This window comes from Auraticoccus monumenti (assembly GCF_900101785.1).
Lineage (GTDB): Bacteria > Actinomycetota > Actinomycetes > Propionibacteriales > Propionibacteriaceae > Auraticoccus > Auraticoccus monumenti.
The window spans coordinates 967371-986449 of record NZ_LT629688.1 but is presented as its reverse complement, the minus strand read 5'-3'; the positions used below and the strand labels follow the sequence as shown (position 1 = coordinate 986449).

Sequence of the window (19079 nt, the reverse complement as noted above, 5' to 3'; positions counted from 1 at the left end):
ATGGCCGTTCTGTGGACCGACGTCATCACGCCGGCCGAGCTCACCGGCTACGCCCGGGAGTCCCTGGCCGCCTACGAGGCCCGCCAGGGCACCCTCGCCCGCTGGCTGCCGAACCGGGAGGTCAACGACGTCGCGGTGCGCTTCGTCGCCGGCCAGTCCGGTCTCGTGGAGGAGGCCCGCTACCGCGCCTACGACGCGGAGCCGGAGATCGGGGCCCCCCAGCCGGGCCGCCGGGTCAGCATCGAGCTGCCGGCCGTCTCGCAGGAGATCCCGGTGTCGGAGTACCAGCAGCTGCGCGAGCGCAACGCTGGTGACCAGGCGATCCTCTCGGCGGTGCTGCGCACCACCGACAGCGTCGTCCGGGCGATCGCGGACCGGGTCGAGCGGACCCGCGGCGTCGTGCTGAACACCGGCAAGGCCACCATCAACCAGAGCAACTTCGTCTCCGACGACGACTTCGGCCGGGACCCGGCCCTCACCGTCACCGCGGGAACGCTCTGGTCGGCGGCGGACGCGGACCCGCTGGAGTACCTGACCACGCTCTTCGACCTGTACGTGTCGAAGGCGGGCCAGGAGCCCGGAGCCATGCTGATGGGCAACCGGGTGCTGCGGCAGTTCGCCGGATCGCCCGGCATGGTCACCCAGCTCGCCAACGGGGCCTCCCGACCGGCGACCTTCGAGCAGGCCCAGCAGACCATCACCGGTCACGGCCTGCCGGAGATCACCCGGTACAACCGTCGGACCAAGTCCGGCCTGGTGCTGCCCGACGACCGGGTGCTGTTCCTGCCCGCGCCGGTCGACGTCAACGACGCCGAGGGCACCGAGCTCGGGGCAACGTTCTGGGGGCAGACCCTCACCGCGTCGGACTCGGACTTCGGGCTGGAGGCCACCGAGGACATGGCGGGCATCGTCGCCGGCGTCTGGCGCAACCAGAAGCCGCCGATGATCGCCGAGGTGATCGGTGACTCGATCAGCCTCCCCGTCCTGGCCAACGCCAACCTGTCCCTCTCGGCCAAGGTGCTGTGATGCCGAAGCTGACGGCAGGAGTGGTGCTGCGCCACCCGTCCACCGGGCAGGTGGAGTTCCTCTCCGAGGGCTCCAACCTGCCCGAGTGGGCCTACGACCTCGTCGGGGAGCACGTGCTCGACGAGGCCCCCCCGAGGCAGGACGCCACCGAGCAGTTCAACCCCGCCGAGCACAACGTCGAGGCGGTCGTGGAGTACCTGGCGGGGCTGAGCGACGACGACCCGGCGGCCCGCGACGCCGAGGTCGCCCGCGTCGTCGAGGCCGAGAAGGCCGGGAAGAACCGCTCAACGCTGCTCGAGGCCGTCGAGGGTTCCCCCTCGACACCGAGCTGACGGGGAGGGAGCGGTCGTGATCGACGCCGACGACGTCGGGAAGGCCATCGGCCGCTCCCTCACCGCCCCGGAGGTCCAGCAGGTCAACCTCTGGATCGGGTGGACCCGCAAGATGATCTCCAACCGGCTGGGCGACCTGAACGGGCTCGACCAGGACGACCTCGACATGGTGACCACTGAGGTCGTCGTCGCACGACTCCGGGCTCCCGCCGACGGCCGCACTTCCACCGAGGTCGCCATCGACGAGGGCCGGGTCGTGGACCGGTTCGAGCGCCCGCTGAGCGGGCTCGTCATCTCGGACGAGTGGTGGCAGATCCTCGGCTGGCGCCCCGGCGGCGCCTTCACCATCACGCCCTCGTCACACCCGGGCAGCGCCTGGTGATCGGCGACAGCATCCGGGCCGCTCTGCCACGCCTCCGGGCGGAGGCCGAGTCCCTGATGACCTCCGAGTGCGAGGTGCAGGAGCCGGGCCGGCGGGTGTTCAACGAGTACACGAAGCAGGAGGAGCTGCAGCCCGGACCGACCGTCTGGTCCGGCATCTGCAAGCTGCGCGCCCTCCGCCAGTCGGCGGAGGAAGTCGCAGGCGACCAAGCCCTGACCACCCAGCAGTACGCGGTCAACGTGCCCATCACCGTCACCGAGCTGCGAGTGGGCCACTGGCTGACCATCACCGAGGCCGAGGATGCCTTCCTAGTCGGCCGCACCCTCGTCATCACCTCCGTCACCGGCGCGAGCATCGGCTACCAGCGGCGCCTCGTGGCCACCGACAACCTGGGCTGAGCGGGAGGGACCGACGTGACCGTCAGCGACTGGAGCGAGATCAACACCCTCGCGGTCAAGCTGGACCAGGGTCGGGCGCGGGTCGGCCGGGACGTGTCGCAGGAGGTGCGACGCAACGCCGCGAAGGTGGAGGAGCTGCAGCGGCAGCTGGTGGCCTGGGAGACCGGCTTCACGCACGACTCCATCACCACCGTGATCACAGGCACCGGTAACAGCCAGGAGCTGTACGCCGACGTCGGCCCGACGCACTTCGTCGGCCGCTTCCTGGAGTGGGGCACCGAGGACATGGCCCCGCAGCCGTTCGCCGCACCGGCTCTCCGGGCTCACGAGTCGGGCTTCGTCAAGGGTGTCGAGCGCGTCGCAGGCGGGCTTCTCTGATGGCGTCCACCGCAGCCATGCAGGCCATCGTGGCGCGCGGCCGGGCGGCCGAGCTCGACGTCTACGACGGCAAGCCGTTGGTCACCCCTCCGGACCGCTACGTCGTGGCATGGGACGACCCGGGCCGTGCCGAGGCCGAGACCTACGACGGGGCCTCCAGCCGCGTGGAGAACACGATCGTCTTCCACTGCGTGGCCCGCACGCGCGACGGCCTTCGTGACCTGGTGCAGACCGTGCGCGACACCTACACCGACTGGGCCCCGGACGACCGACCGTCCTCGTCGCCCATGGCCGAGGTCGCCGCCCAGTCCCTCAAGGACGGCGGCCCGGAGAACGACGAGCGGTTCTCGCACGGGATCCGCTACCGCTTCCACACCAACAGGAGCTGACCATGCACATCGACCGCGAGGTCCGCGTCAAGGACGCCGCCCTCCCCCACCTGACCAACGGCCGGCTGGTGCCCGAGCACGAGGCGCGCCGCAACCCGCGGCGGTACACCCCGCTCGAGCCGCTGGAGACCCCCGTCGACCAGCTCCCCGAGCTGACCAAGGCCCAGCTGCGCGAGCGGGTTGAGCAGCGGGGCCTGGACGTCCCCAGCTCGGCCACCAAGGACGAGCTGATCGGTGCCCTCACCGAGGGCGTCAACACCGACCCCACCATCGACCCCAGCAACGGCTGAGGAGGCCACGATGACCACGTACTACCCGGAGGGTCGCCCCCTCGGCGTGTCCGCGCCCGGCAAGGGCTCGATCATCGTGGCCCCGGCCACCATGACGGACAGGAGCGCCCCGACCGTCACCCACTTCGCGAGCCCGACCGGGTTCGCCATCCACAAGGACGTCGTGGCGTGGAACCCCACCCCGGACGTGCCGATGAACCCCGACAACCGCTACGGCGACGCCGAGGTCGTGCAGGAGTTCGGGATCCCCACGTGGACGATCCCCGACTTCACCGTCGTCTACGACCCGCAGAACCCGGACTCCGAGGAGTACCAGGCCTACCTCAAGCTGCAGCCGGGGACCGTGTGGGAGATCTTCGACCGCCGCGGTCTCCCCGCCGACCTGCTGGTCGCCGTCGGCCAGGTCGGAGACCTGTTCCAGGTCGAGATCGGCCCGGTCCGCCGGCGCGAGCAGATCACCGTCGACAACGTGCAGAAGCTGCGGTCGACCCTGTTCGTCCGCCTCACCCAGCGGGTGCTGCAGGACATCGCCCTCGCCTGATCCCGTCTCCCGGCCTGCCCGTTCATGGGTGCGGGCAGGCCGGGGCTTCACCCACACACCCGTGCACCACACCCATGACCGAGGAAGGCACCACCCATGACCGACACCACCGAGAGCGGTTTCACCCAGGCCACCGCCCCCGTCTTCGACCTCCGCGGGCTGCTGCAGCAGCGCAAGTCGACCGACTCCCGCCCGATCGTGCGCTACGCCGTCTGCCTCGTGCCTGAGCTGCTGTCGGACCTGGGCGAGCTGGAGGAGGCGAAGAACGACGCCGTCCTCGAGGAGAGGCGTCGGAAGGCCGACGACCAGCCGTCCGACGCCACCTACGGCGACGTGTCCCCGCTGCTCGCTCTCAAGGAGAGGATCACCGCGCTCGAAGCCCAGATCGCCGACGTGTCGGTGGTCGTCGTGTGCAAGGCGCTGTCCCAGGACGCCTACGTGCAGCTGCTGAAGGACAACGAGAAGCGCAGCGCCATGGAGATCGACCCCGTCACCATCAGGACCACGTTCTCCCACTTCGAGCGTGACGGGCAGCGGATCCCCGGCGGCTCGGAGGAGCTCAACGAGTTCCTGATGGTCGCGTCCCGGGCGGAGGTCCAGACCCTGGCGCAGAAGATCGGGCAGGCCTCCACCGGCAAGGTCGAGCTCCCTTTCTCCGTGCGGCAGTCGCTGGATCGGCGGCGCTGAGGGCAGACCTCCGCCAAGCCCGAGCCCTCTGCATCTCCCCCCGGCGCCTCGCCGGGTGGGAGCCGCAGGAGCGCACCACCTACCTCTACGACGACAACGGCCGCCTGGTCTCCGCGGAGACCGTCCGGGACTCCGACTGGGACGACTGGTCCGTCGACCTGCTCAACGAGCTGACCCGCTGGGAGGCGCTGGCGTGCCCTGGCTGCGGGCGCCCCTACGCCGACCATGCACACGAGACGCCCGAGGACTACGTCCCCGTGTTCAACGCCTGCCCGGCCGCTGAGGCCGTCGAGCTCGCACAGATCAACCAGGCCAAGCGGGACGACGCCGCGCGCAAGGCCGGCACCCCCACCGCGACCCACCACCGGTCCTGGTTCGCACGACACCGCAGCGAGTTCACCGACTGACCCCGGAGAGGTGGTGCGTGCGTGGCTGAGCAGAGCGTCGTCGTCCGCCTCGGAGCCAACGTCTCTGGCTTCATGTCCGGGATCGACAAGGCCTCCCGCGCCGCTGACCGGTTCTACGACCGGGGCAACGACGGGGCCATCAAGAACCGTCAGGCCCTCGACGACCTCTCCACCTCCGCCGGCTACATGGGCGCCGGGCTGGCCGCCGGGGTCGGCATCGCGGTCAAGACCTACGCCGACTTCGACTCCCAGATGTCGGCGGTCGCCTCCTCAGGCGACGACGCACGCCGCAACATCGACGCCCTCCGCGAGTCCTCGATCGCCGCCGGCGCCTCGACCGCCTTCTCAGCGACCGAGGCCGCCGAGGGCGTCGAGAACCTGCTGAAGGCGGGCGTGGCCGCCTCCGACGTCATGGGCGGCGGCCTCGGCGGCTCGCTCGACCTGGCCGCGGCCGGGAGCCTCGGGGTCGCCGAGGCCAGTGAGATCGCCGCCACCGCGATGACCCAGTTCAAGCTGGAGGGCAAGGACGTCCCCCGCATCGCGGACCTCCTCGCCGCCGGGGCGGGCAAGGCGCAGGGCGAGGTGTCCGACCTCGGCGCCGCGCTGAACCAGTCCGGTCTGGTGGCCAACGCCTACGGGCTGTCGATCGAGGAGACCACCGGCTCCCTGGCGGCCTTCGCCTCAGCGGGGCTACTCGGCTCCGACGCCGGCACCAGCTTCAAGACCATGCTCCAGGCCCTCGGAAACCCGACGGGTGAGAGCAAGGAGCTGATGCAGGAGCTCGGCCTGGCCGTCTACGACGCCCAGGGCCAGTTCGTCGGCATGGAGGGCCTGGCCGGCCAGCTGAAGACCCAGCTCGGCGGGCTCACCCAGGAGCAGCGCAACGCCGCCCTGGCCACGATCTTCGGCTCCGACGCCGTCCGCGCCGCGAACGTGCTCTACGACCAGGGTGCCGACGGCATCGCCAAGTGGACCGCCGACGTCAACGACCAGGGGTACGCGGCGGAGACCGCGGCCACCAAGCTCGACAACCTCTCCGGGGATCTCGAGGCCCTCGGCGGCGCCTTCGAGTCCGCCCTGATCGGAGCCGGCGAGGGCGCCAACGGACCCCTCCGGGCCCTGACACAGGGCGCCACGGACGCGGTGAACGCCTTCGGTGCCCTGCCAGCGCCGGTGCAGCAGGGCAGTCTCGTGGTTGCTGCCGCCGGTGCCGCCGCGCTCCTCGGCTTCGCCGGAGTGGTCAAGCTCGTCGGCGGTGTGGTCGACCTGCGGGACAACCTGAAGACGATCGACCCCGACGGCACGACCGCGGGCAAGCTCAAGGGGATCGGTCAGGCCGCCGGCGGGGCGGCCACCGGGCTGGCGGCGGGCGCTCTCGCGGCCAAGCTGATCCAGGAGAACACCCTGGACATCCCGTCCGGCGCCGGGGTGGCCACTACGGCCCTGCAGCAGCTGGGCGAGTCCGCCGGGGAGAGCACCGACCAGCTCGACCGGTTCTTCGCGGTCGACCCGTCAGGGCTGACGACCAACATGGCGTCCCTGGACGACGCCGTGACGGCCCTCACCTACGACAACGGGCTGGCCAAGTTCGGCTCCGACCTCCTCGGCGTGGTGGGCGTCAAGGACGAGCTCGCCCTGGCGAAGGAGCAGTTCGCCGCGCTCGACGCCCAGCTCGCCCAGATGGACCCCGGCCCTGCGGCGGAAGCGACCGCGGTCCTGACCGCGGAGCTCGAGGCCGCCGGCCTCAGCGTCGACGAGATCGTGGCGGTCCTGCCGCAGTACCGCGACGAGCTCGCCGCACAGGCCGCCCAGCTCGGGGTCAACAACCTGACCAATGCCGAGTACGTCGCCTGGATGGGCGGTGAGATCCCGCCAGCGGTCCGCGCCGCCGGGAAGGCAGCCTCCGACACCGGCGAGGACACCGCAGGGCTCACCGCATCCCTCGACGAGGCCACCATCGCCGCTCAGGAGGCCACCGAGGCCTACTACGAGCAGGCCAGCGCGCTGCTCCAGGCCTCCGGGTCCGCCATCGGCATGGAGTCCGCGATCGACGACGCGACGAAGGCGGTCGAGGAGAACGGCCGCACCCTCAACATCAACACCGAGAAGGGCCGCGCGAACCGGACCGCGCTGGACAACATCGCCTCGTCGGCTGGCTCCTACCGTGAGTCGCTGATCAAGGCCGGCGCCTCGACCGAAGACGTCACCGAGGCCACCGAGCGTGGCCGGAAGAAGTTCATCGAGACCGCCGAGAAGATGGGCATGACCCGCCGTGAGGCGGAGGACCTCGCTGACCAGTACGGGCTGCTGCCGGAGGCCAAGCAGACGAAGGTCTCTGCTCCTGGAACGACGGAGGCCGATCGCCAGGTCCGCACTCTCGATGAGCGGATCCGCGGCCTGAACGGCAAGGACGTCAGGCTCACCGCGCACTTCTCCACCAACGCGGGCGAGACCGTCTCCGACATCAAGAAGACGTTCTCCATCAACGGCGGCCCCAAGTTCTCGGCCTACGACGAGGGCGGCCGCGTCCAGAACCTCTCCGGCCGCGGCCGGCAGAAGTACGACACCGAGCTGGCGACCCTCCGCGTCGACGAGCACGTCTGGACACCCGAAGAGGTCGACGCCGTCGGCGGCCACGCCGCCATGTACCGGATGCGCCAGGCAGCCCTGACCGGCGGGCTGGACGGCTTCTTCCACGGGCTGCGTGGGTACCGCGACGGCGGCACGGTGGCCCCGTCATTTGGCGGGTTCACCTCGGCCGCGCACTGGCCGCTGCAGGTCCGGTCCGAGGACTTCATGCAGGCGCTGACCAAGTCGGTGAAGGAGGGCATCAACGCCGCCTTCGGTGGCATGTCGGGGGGCTCGGCGACCCCGCTGGGGTCCAGCGGGCTGGTGAACCTGCGCGGCTTCACCTTCACCCAGAACTTCGCCAACCGGCTGCTGAAGGTCGAAGACATGGTTGGCGCCCGGATGCAGATCACGCAGGGCGGCTACCGGCCGTCCACGTCCTACTCCGGCACCTCCCACGCCAAGGACGCCGTCGACATCACCGGCAACTACCGGCAGTTCATCCAGCCCTCCCGTGGACTGGGGATCGCGATGGGCGACCGCGCCGGTCTGGGGAACTGGGTGGGCCACGCTCACGGCGTGCCCACCCCCGGCGCAGGTACGGCCGGCGGCTCGGCGATCTGGCAGGCGCAGGACTACCTCCGCCGCGGCGGCGCCAGCCAGTCCCTGTCCTCCCCGTGGGGGCTGTGGCAGGGCGGCTTCGTCCGCGGGGCGGGGACCCCGACCAGCGACTCCAACCTGGTGCCGATCTCCGACGGGGAGTACGTGGTCCCCCCGGACGTCACCGCACGCAACCGGGACCTGCTCGATGCCATGACCTACGGCTCGGTCAACGTCGAGCGCCGCTACATCACCCAGGCGCCGCAGACCACCCAGCAGGCGACCCAGCACATCGACCCGGTGGCGATCGCCGAAGCGCTGATCGACGTCACCGACTACCGCAAGATGACCCGCGCTGTCTTCGAGGGATCACGCCAGGCCCTGGCCGAGACGCTCCCCGAGCCGGCGGCCCTTGACCTCTCCGCGATCGGTAGCTTCTGATGTCAGAGGGACTCATCCAGACCCTGACCGGCCCGTCCGGGCGCGTGTGGGATCTCCTGTCACCCAGCCTCGGCTTCGACCAGTCCGGTCTCGTCGGCCACGGTGTGCCGCTGGTGCAGCACCACCTCCACCCGCGCAACGGGCACGGGTCATGGTGGACCGGATGGCGGGTGGCTGAGCGGCCCGTGCGATGGCCGGTCAAGCTCACCGGCCGCACCGCCACGGAGTGGCTCGAGCAGCACCGGGCGTTCACTGCCGATCTCCATCCCGCGTTCCCGGCCACCTGGACGATCCGCACCCCTGACGGCGCGGCGCGCGACTTGCAGGTGCGGCTGAACGCTGACGGCTGGTCCTCGCCCTACGACCCGCTGGTGCAGCTGAAGCAGCGCTTCGACCTCGAGCTGCTCGGCGACGACTTCTGGCTGGGTGAGCTCGTCGAGCGAGGTTGGGGCGCGACTGGCTACCAGGGACCGTGGTTCCTCGGTCCCGGTGAAGGTGGCGTCGTGCGCCTCGCGCAGGGGCAGACGATGGGGTCCGCGCGCGTCACGAACCCTGGTGACGACGAGGCTTGGGTGACGTGGCCGATCACCGGGCCGTGCACGTCCTGGACGGTCGGCGTCGCTGGCCGGACGGTGACGTCGACGAAGACCCTGCTCGAGGGAGAGACCCGTCGCCTCGTCACGGCCTCGGGCACGCTGAAGCTCCTCACCGAGTCGGGTGAGGACGTCAGCAGCGCAGAGGTGGCCGCGGCGGACTGGGCTCCGATCCCGGCAGGTGAAGACGTGCGACTGACCGTCGCCATGGTCGGCACCGGCTCCATCTACGCCACCTTCCGACCCCCCTACCTCCGGGCGTACTGATGCAGCGACCGCGGATCGTCGTCTACGACAAGAACATGGCCAGGGTGGGCTGGCTGGGCGGCTGGACCCGCCTCGTCGTGCAGCTCGCGCACAACGCCATCTCCACGGCGGAGATCACCATCCCCTGGCAGAAGATGGACGGCCAGGGATGGGCGCTGGCCGAGGGTGCCCGGGTCACCATCGAGGTGACGGACCCCGACGGGAAGCCCTGGACGTTGATGTCGGGTCCGATCATCCGCCCCGACGGCCTCGGGCCGACCGCGGCCGGCACCCTCAAGCTGCGCGTGGAGTCGGACTTCCGCATGCTGGCGGGACTGCCGTGCTGGCCAGTCGCCGGTGCATCACTGGCAGCGCAGACCCGAGCCGAACGGGTCGTCACGGGCACCGCCGAGGCGGTCTTCCTCCAGATCGTCCGAGAGAACATCGCCCGCCTGGGATGGCCGCTCAGCACCGGCTCCAGCCTCGGGCGGGGCGGCAGCGCGACTGCCCGCGTCCGCTTCGACACCGCCGCTGATGCTCTCGTGCCCCTCCTGGACGCTGTTGGGCTCGGGGTGGACATCGTCCAGAAGCCGTGGCCAGCCACCGGCTTCTCCCTGTCGGTGTACCAGACCCGCGTCTTCGCCCAGAAGCTCACCGAGAAGTCTGAGGTGCTGACGGGGTGGCAGTGGTCCCGCACCGCCCCGGAGTTCACTCGCTGCGTCGTCGCCGGCCCCGGCGAAGGCACTGGACGCTTGCTGGTGCAGGTGGTGAACGAGTCGGCGGAGGCGGCTTGGGGTCCGTCTCTCGGCAAGCTCGAAGCGTTCGTCGACGCGCGGGACCTTGGGTCCGCCTGGTCAGAAGCTCTGCGGGATCTCCCGGACCGCCGGGAGGACCTGACCGAGGCGCGCGCGGATCTGCGAGCTGCTCAGAACAAGCGGGATGCGCTGACCCGCCGCTACATCGACCTCGACCGGGCTGCGGCGCGGGCGCAACGCACCTGGGAGTCCGCTCCCGCGGGTGCTCAGAAGGATGCCGCAGCGACGAACCTGTCGGAGGCTCGAGCGGATCGCGCCGACGCCAACGTCGACCGCGTCGAGGCCGAGACCGAGCTCGCCGCCGCGGTCACGGCCTACAACCAGGCAGTCACAGCCCTGGGCCGAGCCGAGGACGCCATCGTCACCACTCGCGCCCAGGCCGTCGCCGAGATGCAGCAGCGCGGCCGGGAACGACTGCACGAGGCCAACACGAAGGCAGGGATCGCCGTCACGGTCTCCGAGACCGACAACTTCCGCGTCCACCCGGGCACCATCTGGCGCGGCGACCAGGTGACCGCCGACACCGGCGCCGGCATCGCGCACACCGACGTCATCCGCACCGTCAGCCTGTCGTGGACTCCAGAAGACGGCTACCGCGCCGTACCCACGGTCGGCGAACGAGCTGACTCCAAGCCGATGGGCCAGCTCGTGTACCTGCTGGCCGCAATCGGCCGCCGGATGCGCAAGAAGGCCACCGACCAATGAGTACGAGGGAGATCTGATGGCTGTGCTGGCGTGGGGGTTCGACGGGACCCTGACCGAGACCGACTGGGCGTGGCTCGCCCCGCAGCTGGGCGTCCCCTACGCGGTGTCCGAGGGCCTAGACCTGCAGGTGAACCTCACCAACCGGACCCGCACCATCGTCGGCGTCGGATCCGGCCACGCGTACGGCGTCCGGTATCAGCTCACCGCCGAGGAAGTGCGCGACCTGGTGCCGCCGACGTCGGGCAGCCGGTGGGACATGGTCGCGCTGCGGATCAACTGGCAGACCAACAAGGGCGAGGTCGTGGTGGTGCAGGGCGGTTCCTCCCGCGCGCTGCCCGCCGGCCGTCAGCGCAGCCCGGGCACCCTGTTCGATGTCCCGCTGGTGCTAGCCCGTCTGCAGGCCGGCGAGGCACGGATCATGGAGTGGGTCGACCTCCGGCTCGGCGCCTCGAAGATGATCAGCGGTCGCTCCTCGCTCGCGCTGCCCCCTGGCGTCTTCGGCGGCCGTGCCCGCATCCAGGACCTCGAGTACGAGAGCGATGGCCTCAACTGGTCGATTGTCCCCGAGGTGCCGCCCGTGGAGCTCAAGGACGGCCAGGTCATCCGCGCATGGCAGAGCGGGTGGGGTTACGGCGGCGCTGGCCTCTACGGTTCATCGGCGATCGTCACCGACCTGCCGGGCGGCGCCAAGCAGGTCGACCTCTTCGTCCAGACCCGGAAGTACTCCCCCGCCTTCCTCTTCGACCAGTACGGCGGCACCGGCGACATCGAGATCGGAAGGGTCGTCCCCGAGCTGGAGCCAGGCCGTCGCGGCGCGAACGCCCGCGGCACCTTCTGGGGCGGGTTGCACGGCGACAGCGACGCCTTCTTCACCAACGGCTGCGACATGTTCCTCAACGCCTCGGGCGGCATCATCATCCGCGGCGGCGCCCCGCCCAACCACCAGATCACCCGCCGGCTGACCGACGCGCCGTCGCTCGAGGTCACCTTCAACTACACGGTGCTCCCGTGATCGACGTCGCGAGCATGGACGACAGCGAGCTCGAGCAGACCCGCCGGGACCTGGTCGCCGAGCAGGAGCGGCGCCGGCAGCGCGCCGAGATGCTCGAGCAGGAGCAGCGGCTTGCCGCCGAGCAGCTGGCGAAGCTGGACCGTCAGCCCGGCGACGAGTGGCAGCCGCCCACCACTCTCACCGCCTACCGCCGTGGCGACGCGGTCACCCACGACGGGGTGCTGTGGCGGTCCCTGGTCGACGGAAACGTGTGGGCGCCCGGGGTGGGTGGCTGGCGTCAGCTCGGGGGCGAGGACGGCACGCCGGCGCCATGGCGGCAGCCGTCCGGCGCCATCGACTCGTACCGCATCGGCGAGCAGGTGATCTGGCAGGGCCAGGTGTACCGCTCGCTGATCGACGCCAACGTGTGGAGCCCAGAGGGGCACCCGCACGGCTGGGAGCTGGTCGACCAGCAGGGCACAGAGCCGTCCGAGGAGCCGCCCGCGTCCGAGCCGGCCACGCCGACTGTCGCGGTGTGGAAGCAGCCCGCCGGCGGGCACGACGCCTACCAGAAGGGTGACCGCGTGACGCACGCCGACAAGCTGTGGGAGTCAACAGCGGAGGCCAACGTCTGGGCGCCCGGCGTCTATGGCTGGGTGGCGCTCTGATGGCCAGCGGACGTATCGCCCAGCTCATCGAGCTTCGGGAGCGCGTCGCCCAGCACTTCATCCCCGAGCTGCTGATCGCTCTGGTGGCGGCGACTTCTGCGGGTCTGGGCATCGTCATCGCCGCTGACCCCCGCGTCGCCCAGGCCCGCAGCTTCGGGGTCACCTTCACCTGGCTGCAGCCGTGGGTGTGGTCGACGCTGTTCCTCGTCCTCGGCGTCACCTGCGGGGTGGCGGGGATCCTGCGCCGCTCCGCTGCCGTGCTGCCCGCCCTGGCGTGCACCGCCGTCTGGGCGCTGTTCGCCATCGCCACCGTCCTCGGCGTCGGCCGCGGCGGGCTCCTCACCGCCCCCGTCGTCTACGGCGGGTTCGCCTGGGTGTGCGCCCTGTGCGCCCTCGCCGCCACCGGCAAGAGAGGACGGCCCTGATGCCGCACCGAGCGCTGCAGATCACCTCCCCCCGCCACGGTGTCGCCCTCGGCGTCTACCCGCTGTGCGCTGCCATCGGGCTCTGGCACCTGACCGACCTCGCCACCGCCACGGCCCTGATCGACCTCGTCACCGAGCACGGGGCATCGGTGTGGGCGCTGGCCCTGTTCCTCGCCGGCGGGTTCGCCTTCATCACCGCCTCGACCGCCAAGCCGACCAACATCCGCTCCCACCTCGTCACCGAGTTCTGGGCGTGCATCGCCATCGCGCTCACCCTCGGCCTCTACTTCGCGTCGCTGATCGTCGGCTACCCGCTCGCGTCCAGCCTCACCACGAAGAGCATGGTCGTCGCCATCGTCGCCGGCTGCGTCTGGCGGGCCCGGCAGATCCACCGCGAACTCCCCCGCCTCGACGCCGCCCTGGCTCAGCAGCGCCCAGCATCCCCCGTCCCGCTGGCTGCAGCGACACCCACCGACTAGCCGCGGAGGCCGTGTGTGGACCCCCGAGAAGATCACCGCACTCGTCACCGCTGTCACCGCCCTCCTCATCGCAGTGGGCGGCGGCGTCGCCTGGCTGGTCAAGAAGATCGAGAAGTGGCGCAAGCCTGACGCTGACCCGGCCACCCCCCAGCCGGTGATCGGCATGACCATCGAGCCCGACGACCACGCCGACGACGCCATCGAAGCATGGCGCGACCGCGCCAAGTCCGCAGAGACCGAGCTCAGCCGAGTCCGCGGGCAGCTGGAGGCCTGCCAGGCCCGCCTCTACGAGCATCCGTCCGATTGACCCACCAGCACCCTCACCCGGCCCGCACGTGCGGGCCGGGCCTCACTCATGCCCAGGAGGCACTCATGGCTCGACCGATGACGCCCGCCCAGTGGCGGGCGCAGATGCAGAAGTGGAAGGTGCCGCACGCCTTCGTGGACGGGTGGGAGGGCAACGGTCGCCCCGCCTACACCGGGCCGTTCAACGACGTCGTCGGGATCCTGGTGCACCACACCGGCTCCTGGGCGCAGTCGGCGGCCTACCTGCTGTTCCTGTTCTTCAGCGGCCGCTCCGACCTCCCCGGACCGCTGTGCCAGGCGGCGACCAACGCCAAGGGCATCACCTACATCGGGGCCACCGGACGGGCCAACCACGCCGGGAAGGGCTCGGTGGCCGTCTTCGACCTGATCCGCCAGGACGCGATGCCGCTGACCCGCGAGGTCACCCCCGGCCCGGACTCCGTCGACGGCAACGCCCGCTTCTACGGCAACGAGGTCATGTTCGACGGCTCGTCCCCCATGACCGACGCCCAGTACGCGTGCCTCGTGCTGTGGTGCGCCGCCGTCTGCGACTTCCACGGCTGGGACGGCCGCTCGATCGGCGGCCACGGCGAGTGGACCCGATCGAAGTGGGACCCGGGCGAGACCGACATGGCCCGCCTCCGACGCGACGTCAACGCCCGCCTCGCCGACGGCCCGCCCGGCACCCTCAAGCCGACCACTCCGGTCGTCACCGCCCCACCTGCCACCGGCAGCAGCCAGCCCACCACACCCACCGCCCCGGAAGGGATCCTCGGCATGACCCAGTACCAGAACGGCACCCCCCGCCCCTCGGCCCAGCGCCAGCGCGTCGGCGTGAAGCAGAAGGCTCGCCTCAAGGTCACCGCCGACACCCAGGCCCGGAGCGGCGTCCACCAGATCGTCCGCGCCGTCCCCGGCCAGCTCGTCGACCTCGAGGTCACCCTCGACGTCTACGACCTCCGCAAGGGCGAGGACGTCCGCGCCCGGATCGTCCTCGTCGAGTACGCCCCGGGTAAGGCCGGCCGCGTCGTCTACGCCTTCGACCAGGTCCAGGAGTTCGGCAAGGGCCGCGGCCGCGACTCCTTCAAGGTCACCCAGATCGACCGCTGCGGCAAGAAGCCGCCCACGGGCGGCTCGCTGGAGTACCAGCTCGAGCTCACCAACCACTCGTCCACCACCGTCCAGGTCGGCCACATCACCGCCCGCGCCCTGTTTTCCGAGGAGTCCTGATGCTCACGCCCATGCTCATCACCCTGGCGATGTTCGCCTTCACCCTCGACCCGCAGCTGGTCGTCCAGCTCCTCGTCGCCGTCGTCCTACCCCTGCTGGTCGGGCTCATCACCCAGCGGGTCACCGCCAGCGGGGTCAAGGCCATCCTGCTCGCGCTGGTCGCGCTCGTTTCCTCCATGCTGATCGAGCTCGGTGACGTCCTGCTCACCGGCGGGGTCTACGACATCGGCCTCAGCCTCCTGGCCGCCCTACCGACCTTCCTCGTGGCGGTCGGCATGCACTACGGCCTCTGGAAGCCCGTCGGGGCCAGCGCCGCCGCGCAGCGCACGTTCGCCGGCAACCAGGCCACCACCCTCGACCCCGCTCGTGACATCACCGGTGACGTCGACGACGCCGGCTACGACGACGTCACCGACGACCCCTACGACCCCGACCTGGACGAGTCCGGCGTCCCGGCTGTGCTCGAGCACCCGGGCGAGGGCCTGCGCTACCTCGACGTCCGCCCGCCCGACGGCCAGCCGGACGTCAAGCCGCACCCGGCCTCCTGACCATCCGCCCGCCCTGCTGAGAGAGGTACGACGATGCCCAACCCGACGCGAGCGTGGGACCGGGTCCCCGTGTGGGCCCGGTACTCGACGCCCCACGGTGAGCCGATCACCGGCAAGGTGTCCTTCTCGATCGCCGGGCGGCTGACCCGGGTCGACGGGACGGTTCTCTACCCCGGTGACTGGACCGAGACCATCACCATCGGCGACACCTCCCAGCAGGACCCGGCGGTCCGGTCCCTGATCCGCACGACCCTGCGGAACCAGGCCGAGGCGCAGGCCACCGCCGACGGCAATGCCTTCGACGGCACCGCCTGGGATGTCGAGTGGGACCGGCTGCTTCCCGGGTCGGTGTTCACCAGTTTCCCGGCCGTCGACGACCCGGACATCGTCCAGGGCGACTTCCAGGTGATGGTGCTGGAGCAGCTGACGAAGGCCAAGGGCAAGACGTACTTCATCGACACCTACCTGTCGTCGCTGCCGCTCGGGGTCAACCTCAACATGGTGGAGGTGCCGCCAGGTGCCCCCACGAACCCGGCGCCGGTGTACGCCAAGGGCGTCGCGGGCGGGGTGGCATCCCTGGACGCTGCCGGGCGCGTCCCGCTCGAGCAGCTCCCTGAGATTCCCGGTGGTGGTGAGGCGATCGAGTTCACCGAGGTGGGTGCGCAGCTGGCCTTCGCGACGAGTAGGGACGCAGCCCGTGGAGCGTTGGGCGCGGGCACCTCCGACCTGGAGTTGGGGGACACCGAGGACACGGCGAAGCGCGGTGACTGGCGGCCGAACGCTGGAGACGTCATCGACCTGGACCTGGCCGTGCAGCAGGTCCTTGAGAACACAGGCGGCTTCGGTGGTCGGGGCGGTGACACTCTGTCGGTGTTCTGGCGTGAGGGCGCCTGGGTCTGCTACCTCGACGGCGTCACCCCAACTCCGCTGCCCGACGACGTCCCGTCAGGGGTCCGGGTCCGCCACTTCTACGGCCCGACGCAGCACATGGGAGACACCCCGGCCGGTGTGATCGACAAGTACAGCTACACGGAGTTGACGTGAGCACGCCTATCCCGGGGGTGGAGTACACCAGGCTGCCGGGGCGGCAGGTGTGGGAGGCGTTCGGCCGCGGCAGCCTGCCGGGAGCGGTCATCGGGCCTCCCCTGGCGCAGCAGCGGCTGAGGGTCCACAGGTTGACGGCGTTCGGGTCGTCGGTGCCTGTGACGCCACCGGGCGACTCCGCTGCCTATGACTGGTCAGAGACGAACCTGCCGTGGGCCTACACCAGCCAGGCTGACATCGAGAAGAACGTGCCGGCCGGGACAACCATCGTTGACCTGTCCACCAACGGGGCCACCTTCTACGACAGGCTGGCCAACACCCTCACCCCCGTCATGGGGCGCGCGGCCGTGCGGCTGCCCGCGGGCGCCCACCGACTCAGCAGCTTCCGCCTGGTCGGCTCGTCCGGGCTGCAGGACTACTCGTTCGGGTTCTGGTTCCCCAAGCTCCAGGGCTTCATCGGCCCCGGCGCGGACAAGTGCTTCGTGGAGATGGGCCCCAACTCGATGAGCCAGGCCCAGCTGGACTTCCTGCACACGATGGACAAGGACGAGTTCCGGCCGAACCAGATGAGCGTCTGCCGCCTCGACGGCACCTCGAGCTCCCCCGTGATCTGGGTCGGCGTCACCGGCCGGTCCTGGGACCAGCAGCCGCTCACCGTCGCGGGCGACTGGTACGGCGCCACCGTGCCACAGTCAGCACCCCACCAGGGGCTCTTCATCTACCCCGGTGCGGCGTACATCATCGACTGCGCCCGCTTCCAGGGCTTCGGGAAGGCCATGACCGCGGCGCCGCCCTTCGAGCACGCCAACCTCAACACCCAGAAGTCCCCTCACGGACAGATCCTCCGCACCGAGATCGACGGCCGCCGGTCCCCCGACATCGACGCCGCCCGCCCCCGGGTCTGCGGCATGATCATGGTCAACAACGAGCTGCTCAACGAGGTCATCGACTCGTGGATGCACCACTCCTACATCAGTCGTTACGCCGCCAACGACGAGAACCAGGAGACCTCGGGCATCTATCGCTTCATCCGCTCCAAGATCGAGCAGGTCAGCAACACCGGCCAGGACGGCAAGGGTGGCTCCAACAACCAGGCCTCCTGCCTGGGCTGGGAGTCGGTCAACGGCACGATCGAGATCGAGGACTCCATCGTCAGCCAGGACAACCCCCGCACCACCGGTTCCCTGCCGCACCACTTCTCGCTGACCTCGACTGGCCACAGGAACCCGCGGGGCGGCCGGCTCAAGGTGCGGGGCAACAACATCTTCCGCAACACAGGCTTCCCCTCGGTGGACGGCTTCCTGTCGATCCGGGCGATCAGCTCCACGTACTGGGTGCTCGACGGCTACCCGACCACGATGGACGTCCGCGACTCCGCCGGCGTCCGCAAGACCGCCCACCAGGTGACCGGCACCTGGCCGCCGTCCGCCGCGTCGCTCGCCGCGGCCGGTGTCACTCCTGCAACCCACTTCCTCGTCCGAGGCTGAGAGAGGTCATCATGACGAACCGTCACAACGGCTACGAGTCCGGCACCCCCGGTCAGCCTGTCACCCCGGAGAACTCGGGGTCTACCGCCCCGGTGTTCGCCTCGGCAGGCACCACGTACTCCGACGAGCGCGCATTCCACGGCAGCCTGTCTGCCCATGGGTCTCCCACCGCCGGCGTGCTGTCGTCGGACCGGTGGCTGATCGACAGCGACCGTCTCGACGTCGGGGTCGGGCTGTGGCTCGACACCGCCGCCACCGCCGACTTCACCATGCTGCGCGCCACTCAGGCCGCTGACGCGGTCTCCACCTCGGTGCTGCTCCAGGCGACCAACCGGCTCCGGCTCAACGTCAAGGGCAACATCCTGTGGACGGCGACCAACCCCTTACCCATGTCGCAGTGGGTGTGGGCGACTCTGGCGTTGCGGGCTGGCGACAGCCCCACCACCGGTACCGCGCAGATCGCCTACTACGTGGGCGAGTCCGAGACGCCGGTGGAGATCTCCCAGCTCTTCACCGGCATCAACGTGGCCGACGCCACCGCGCTGCTCAACTTCTTCCGTGTCGGGAAGCAGACCGCTGCCGCGACCCCGACCGGTTTCTTCTGGGACGACGTCCAGATCCGCACCGGTGCTGACGCGGTCGGCGTGCGGCCCTACATCGCCCCTGCCGTCCCCATCACCGGCGACACCGGTCCCCGCCTGGAGAACGGAACCACCACCTCCGACTGGTCCCGGTTCGGGGTCGCCACCACCGACGGCGCCGCCCTGAGCGACGCGGCCGACAACACGGGCACCGAGTCCCCTGACTACACCGCCGTCGAGCAGTGGGAGGAGTACCGGCTCCCCGCCGAGTTCGCCCCCCGTGACGTGCTCGGCTTCGTCATCCGCGCCAGCACCGTCAACCCCGACGGCACCCCGGTGAACAACCCCACCGGCACCGTCCGGGTCCGCCTCATGCAGGGCACCACCCAGCGCCAGGCATGGACCCTCACCCAGTCCGGCACCCCCACCGACCGCACCGTCATGATCACCAACCCCCGAACCCTGCTCGGGACCGACTGGACAGACCTGCGGCTCCAGGTCGGTGTGGTGGCCTGATGCCCC

The 19079-nt window shown here is 70.5% G+C and carries 23 protein-coding genes; all 23 read left to right on the top strand.

From position 1 onward, the window contains the following. The 23 genes from BLT52_RS04450 (at nucleotide 1) to BLT52_RS04345 (ending at nucleotide 19073) form a co-directional block, all read left to right on the top strand. Nucleotides 1-1026 carry a major capsid protein gene (locus tag BLT52_RS04450; protein ID WP_090591031.1) on the top strand — a complete coding sequence of 342 codons (1026 nt, stop codon included), beginning with the start codon at nucleotides 1-3 and terminating at the stop codon, nucleotides 1024-1026. Further along, nucleotides 1026-1358 (top strand): hypothetical protein, encoded by a 333-nt coding sequence (locus tag BLT52_RS04445; protein ID WP_090591028.1) that lies wholly within the window; start codon nucleotides 1026-1028, stop codon nucleotides 1356-1358. Before BLT52_RS04450 ends, BLT52_RS04445 begins: the two co-directional genes overlap by 1 nt. Nucleotides 1359-1374: 16 nt before the next feature. Further along, nucleotides 1375-1740 (top strand): hypothetical protein, encoded by a 366-nt coding sequence (locus tag BLT52_RS04440; RefSeq protein WP_090591025.1) that lies wholly within the window; start codon nucleotides 1375-1377, stop codon nucleotides 1738-1740. Continuing rightward, a complete protein-coding gene (locus BLT52_RS04435) occupies nucleotides 1737-2138 on the top strand; it encodes a DUF6093 family protein (RefSeq protein WP_090591023.1) in 402 nt (133 codons plus the stop codon). The genes BLT52_RS04440 and BLT52_RS04435 overlap by 4 nt, the downstream gene beginning before the upstream one ends. Nucleotides 2139-2153: 15 nt before the next feature. Further along, on the top strand, nucleotides 2154-2516 hold the full coding sequence (locus tag BLT52_RS04430; RefSeq protein WP_090591022.1) for an HK97-gp10 family putative phage morphogenesis protein: 363 nt from the start codon (nucleotides 2154-2156) through the stop codon (nucleotides 2514-2516). Next, nucleotides 2516-2905, top strand: a complete 390-nt coding sequence (locus BLT52_RS04425; protein WP_090591019.1) for a hypothetical protein — start codon at nucleotides 2516-2518, stop codon at nucleotides 2903-2905. Before BLT52_RS04430 ends, BLT52_RS04425 begins: the two co-directional genes overlap by 1 nt. 2 nt (nucleotides 2906-2907) lie before the next feature. Continuing rightward, nucleotides 2908-3195, top strand: a complete 288-nt coding sequence (locus tag BLT52_RS04420; protein ID WP_090591018.1) for a hypothetical protein — start codon at nucleotides 2908-2910, stop codon at nucleotides 3193-3195. 10 nt (nucleotides 3196-3205) lie between these two features. Beyond that, a complete protein-coding gene (locus BLT52_RS04415) occupies nucleotides 3206-3736 on the top strand; it encodes a phage tail tube protein (RefSeq protein ID WP_090591016.1) in 531 nt (176 codons plus the stop codon). Between the two features lie 96 nt (nucleotides 3737-3832). Beyond that, nucleotides 3833-4423 (top strand): hypothetical protein, encoded by a 591-nt coding sequence (locus tag BLT52_RS04410; protein WP_090591014.1) that lies wholly within the window; start codon nucleotides 3833-3835, stop codon nucleotides 4421-4423. A 257-nt stretch (nucleotides 4424-4680) separates the two neighbouring features. Beyond that, entirely contained in the window at nucleotides 4681-4830 is a 150-nt protein-coding gene (locus BLT52_RS20700; RefSeq protein WP_157676970.1) for a hypothetical protein, read from the top strand. A 21-nt stretch (nucleotides 4831-4851) separates the two neighbouring features. After that, nucleotides 4852-8439 (top strand): phage tail tape measure protein, encoded by a 3588-nt coding sequence (locus BLT52_RS04405; RefSeq protein WP_090591011.1) that lies wholly within the window; start codon nucleotides 4852-4854, stop codon nucleotides 8437-8439. Between the two features lie 170 nt (nucleotides 8440-8609). Continuing rightward, nucleotides 8610-9299 (top strand): hypothetical protein, encoded by a 690-nt coding sequence (locus BLT52_RS04400; protein WP_157676969.1) that lies wholly within the window; start codon nucleotides 8610-8612, stop codon nucleotides 9297-9299. Continuing rightward, on the top strand, nucleotides 9299-10798 hold the full coding sequence (locus tag BLT52_RS04395; RefSeq protein WP_090591007.1) for a Gp37-like protein: 1500 nt from the start codon (nucleotides 9299-9301) through the stop codon (nucleotides 10796-10798). Before BLT52_RS04400 ends, BLT52_RS04395 begins: the two co-directional genes overlap by 1 nt. Nucleotides 10799-10814: 16 nt before the next feature. After that, nucleotides 10815-11810: a hypothetical protein gene (locus BLT52_RS04390; protein ID WP_157676968.1), complete on the top strand. Its 996-nt coding sequence runs from the start codon at nucleotides 10815-10817 to the stop codon at nucleotides 11808-11810. After that, on the top strand, nucleotides 11807-12457 hold the full coding sequence (locus BLT52_RS04385) for a hypothetical protein (protein WP_090591002.1): 651 nt from the start codon (nucleotides 11807-11809) through the stop codon (nucleotides 12455-12457). The genes BLT52_RS04390 and BLT52_RS04385 overlap by 4 nt, the downstream gene beginning before the upstream one ends. Further along, the gene (locus BLT52_RS04380) at nucleotides 12457-12882 is read left to right on the top strand and encodes a hypothetical protein (protein ID WP_090591000.1); all 426 of its coding nucleotides are present in this window, start codon (nucleotides 12457-12459) and stop codon (nucleotides 12880-12882) included. The genes BLT52_RS04385 and BLT52_RS04380 overlap by 1 nt, the downstream gene beginning before the upstream one ends. Then, nucleotides 12882-13361, top strand: a complete 480-nt coding sequence (locus BLT52_RS04375; protein ID WP_090590998.1) for a hypothetical protein — start codon at nucleotides 12882-12884, stop codon at nucleotides 13359-13361. Before BLT52_RS04380 ends, BLT52_RS04375 begins: the two co-directional genes overlap by 1 nt. 13 nt (nucleotides 13362-13374) lie before the next feature. Beyond that, nucleotides 13375-13668 (top strand): hypothetical protein, encoded by a 294-nt coding sequence (locus BLT52_RS04370; protein WP_090590996.1) that lies wholly within the window; start codon nucleotides 13375-13377, stop codon nucleotides 13666-13668. Nucleotides 13669-13733: 65 nt separating this feature from the next. Continuing rightward, nucleotides 13734-14897, top strand: coding sequence for a peptidoglycan recognition protein family protein (locus BLT52_RS04365; protein WP_172803987.1), 1164 nt, complete (start codon nucleotides 13734-13736; stop codon nucleotides 14895-14897). Continuing rightward, nucleotides 14897-15445 carry a hypothetical protein gene (locus BLT52_RS21165; protein ID WP_197679184.1) on the top strand — a complete coding sequence of 183 codons (549 nt, stop codon included), beginning with the start codon at nucleotides 14897-14899 and terminating at the stop codon, nucleotides 15443-15445. The genes BLT52_RS04365 and BLT52_RS21165 overlap by 1 nt, the downstream gene beginning before the upstream one ends. A 33-nt stretch (nucleotides 15446-15478) precedes the next feature. Further along, on the top strand, nucleotides 15479-16489 hold the full coding sequence (locus tag BLT52_RS04355; RefSeq protein ID WP_157676967.1) for a hypothetical protein: 1011 nt from the start codon (nucleotides 15479-15481) through the stop codon (nucleotides 16487-16489). 152 nt (nucleotides 16490-16641) lie between these two features. Beyond that, nucleotides 16642-17976, top strand: a complete 1335-nt coding sequence (locus BLT52_RS04350) for a hypothetical protein (RefSeq protein ID WP_157676966.1) — start codon at nucleotides 16642-16644, stop codon at nucleotides 17974-17976. Nucleotides 17977-17987: 11 nt separating this feature from the next. After that, nucleotides 17988-19073: a hypothetical protein gene (locus BLT52_RS04345; RefSeq protein WP_090590988.1), complete on the top strand. Its 1086-nt coding sequence runs from the start codon at nucleotides 17988-17990 to the stop codon at nucleotides 19071-19073. Nucleotides 19074-19079: the final 6 nt, after the last annotated feature.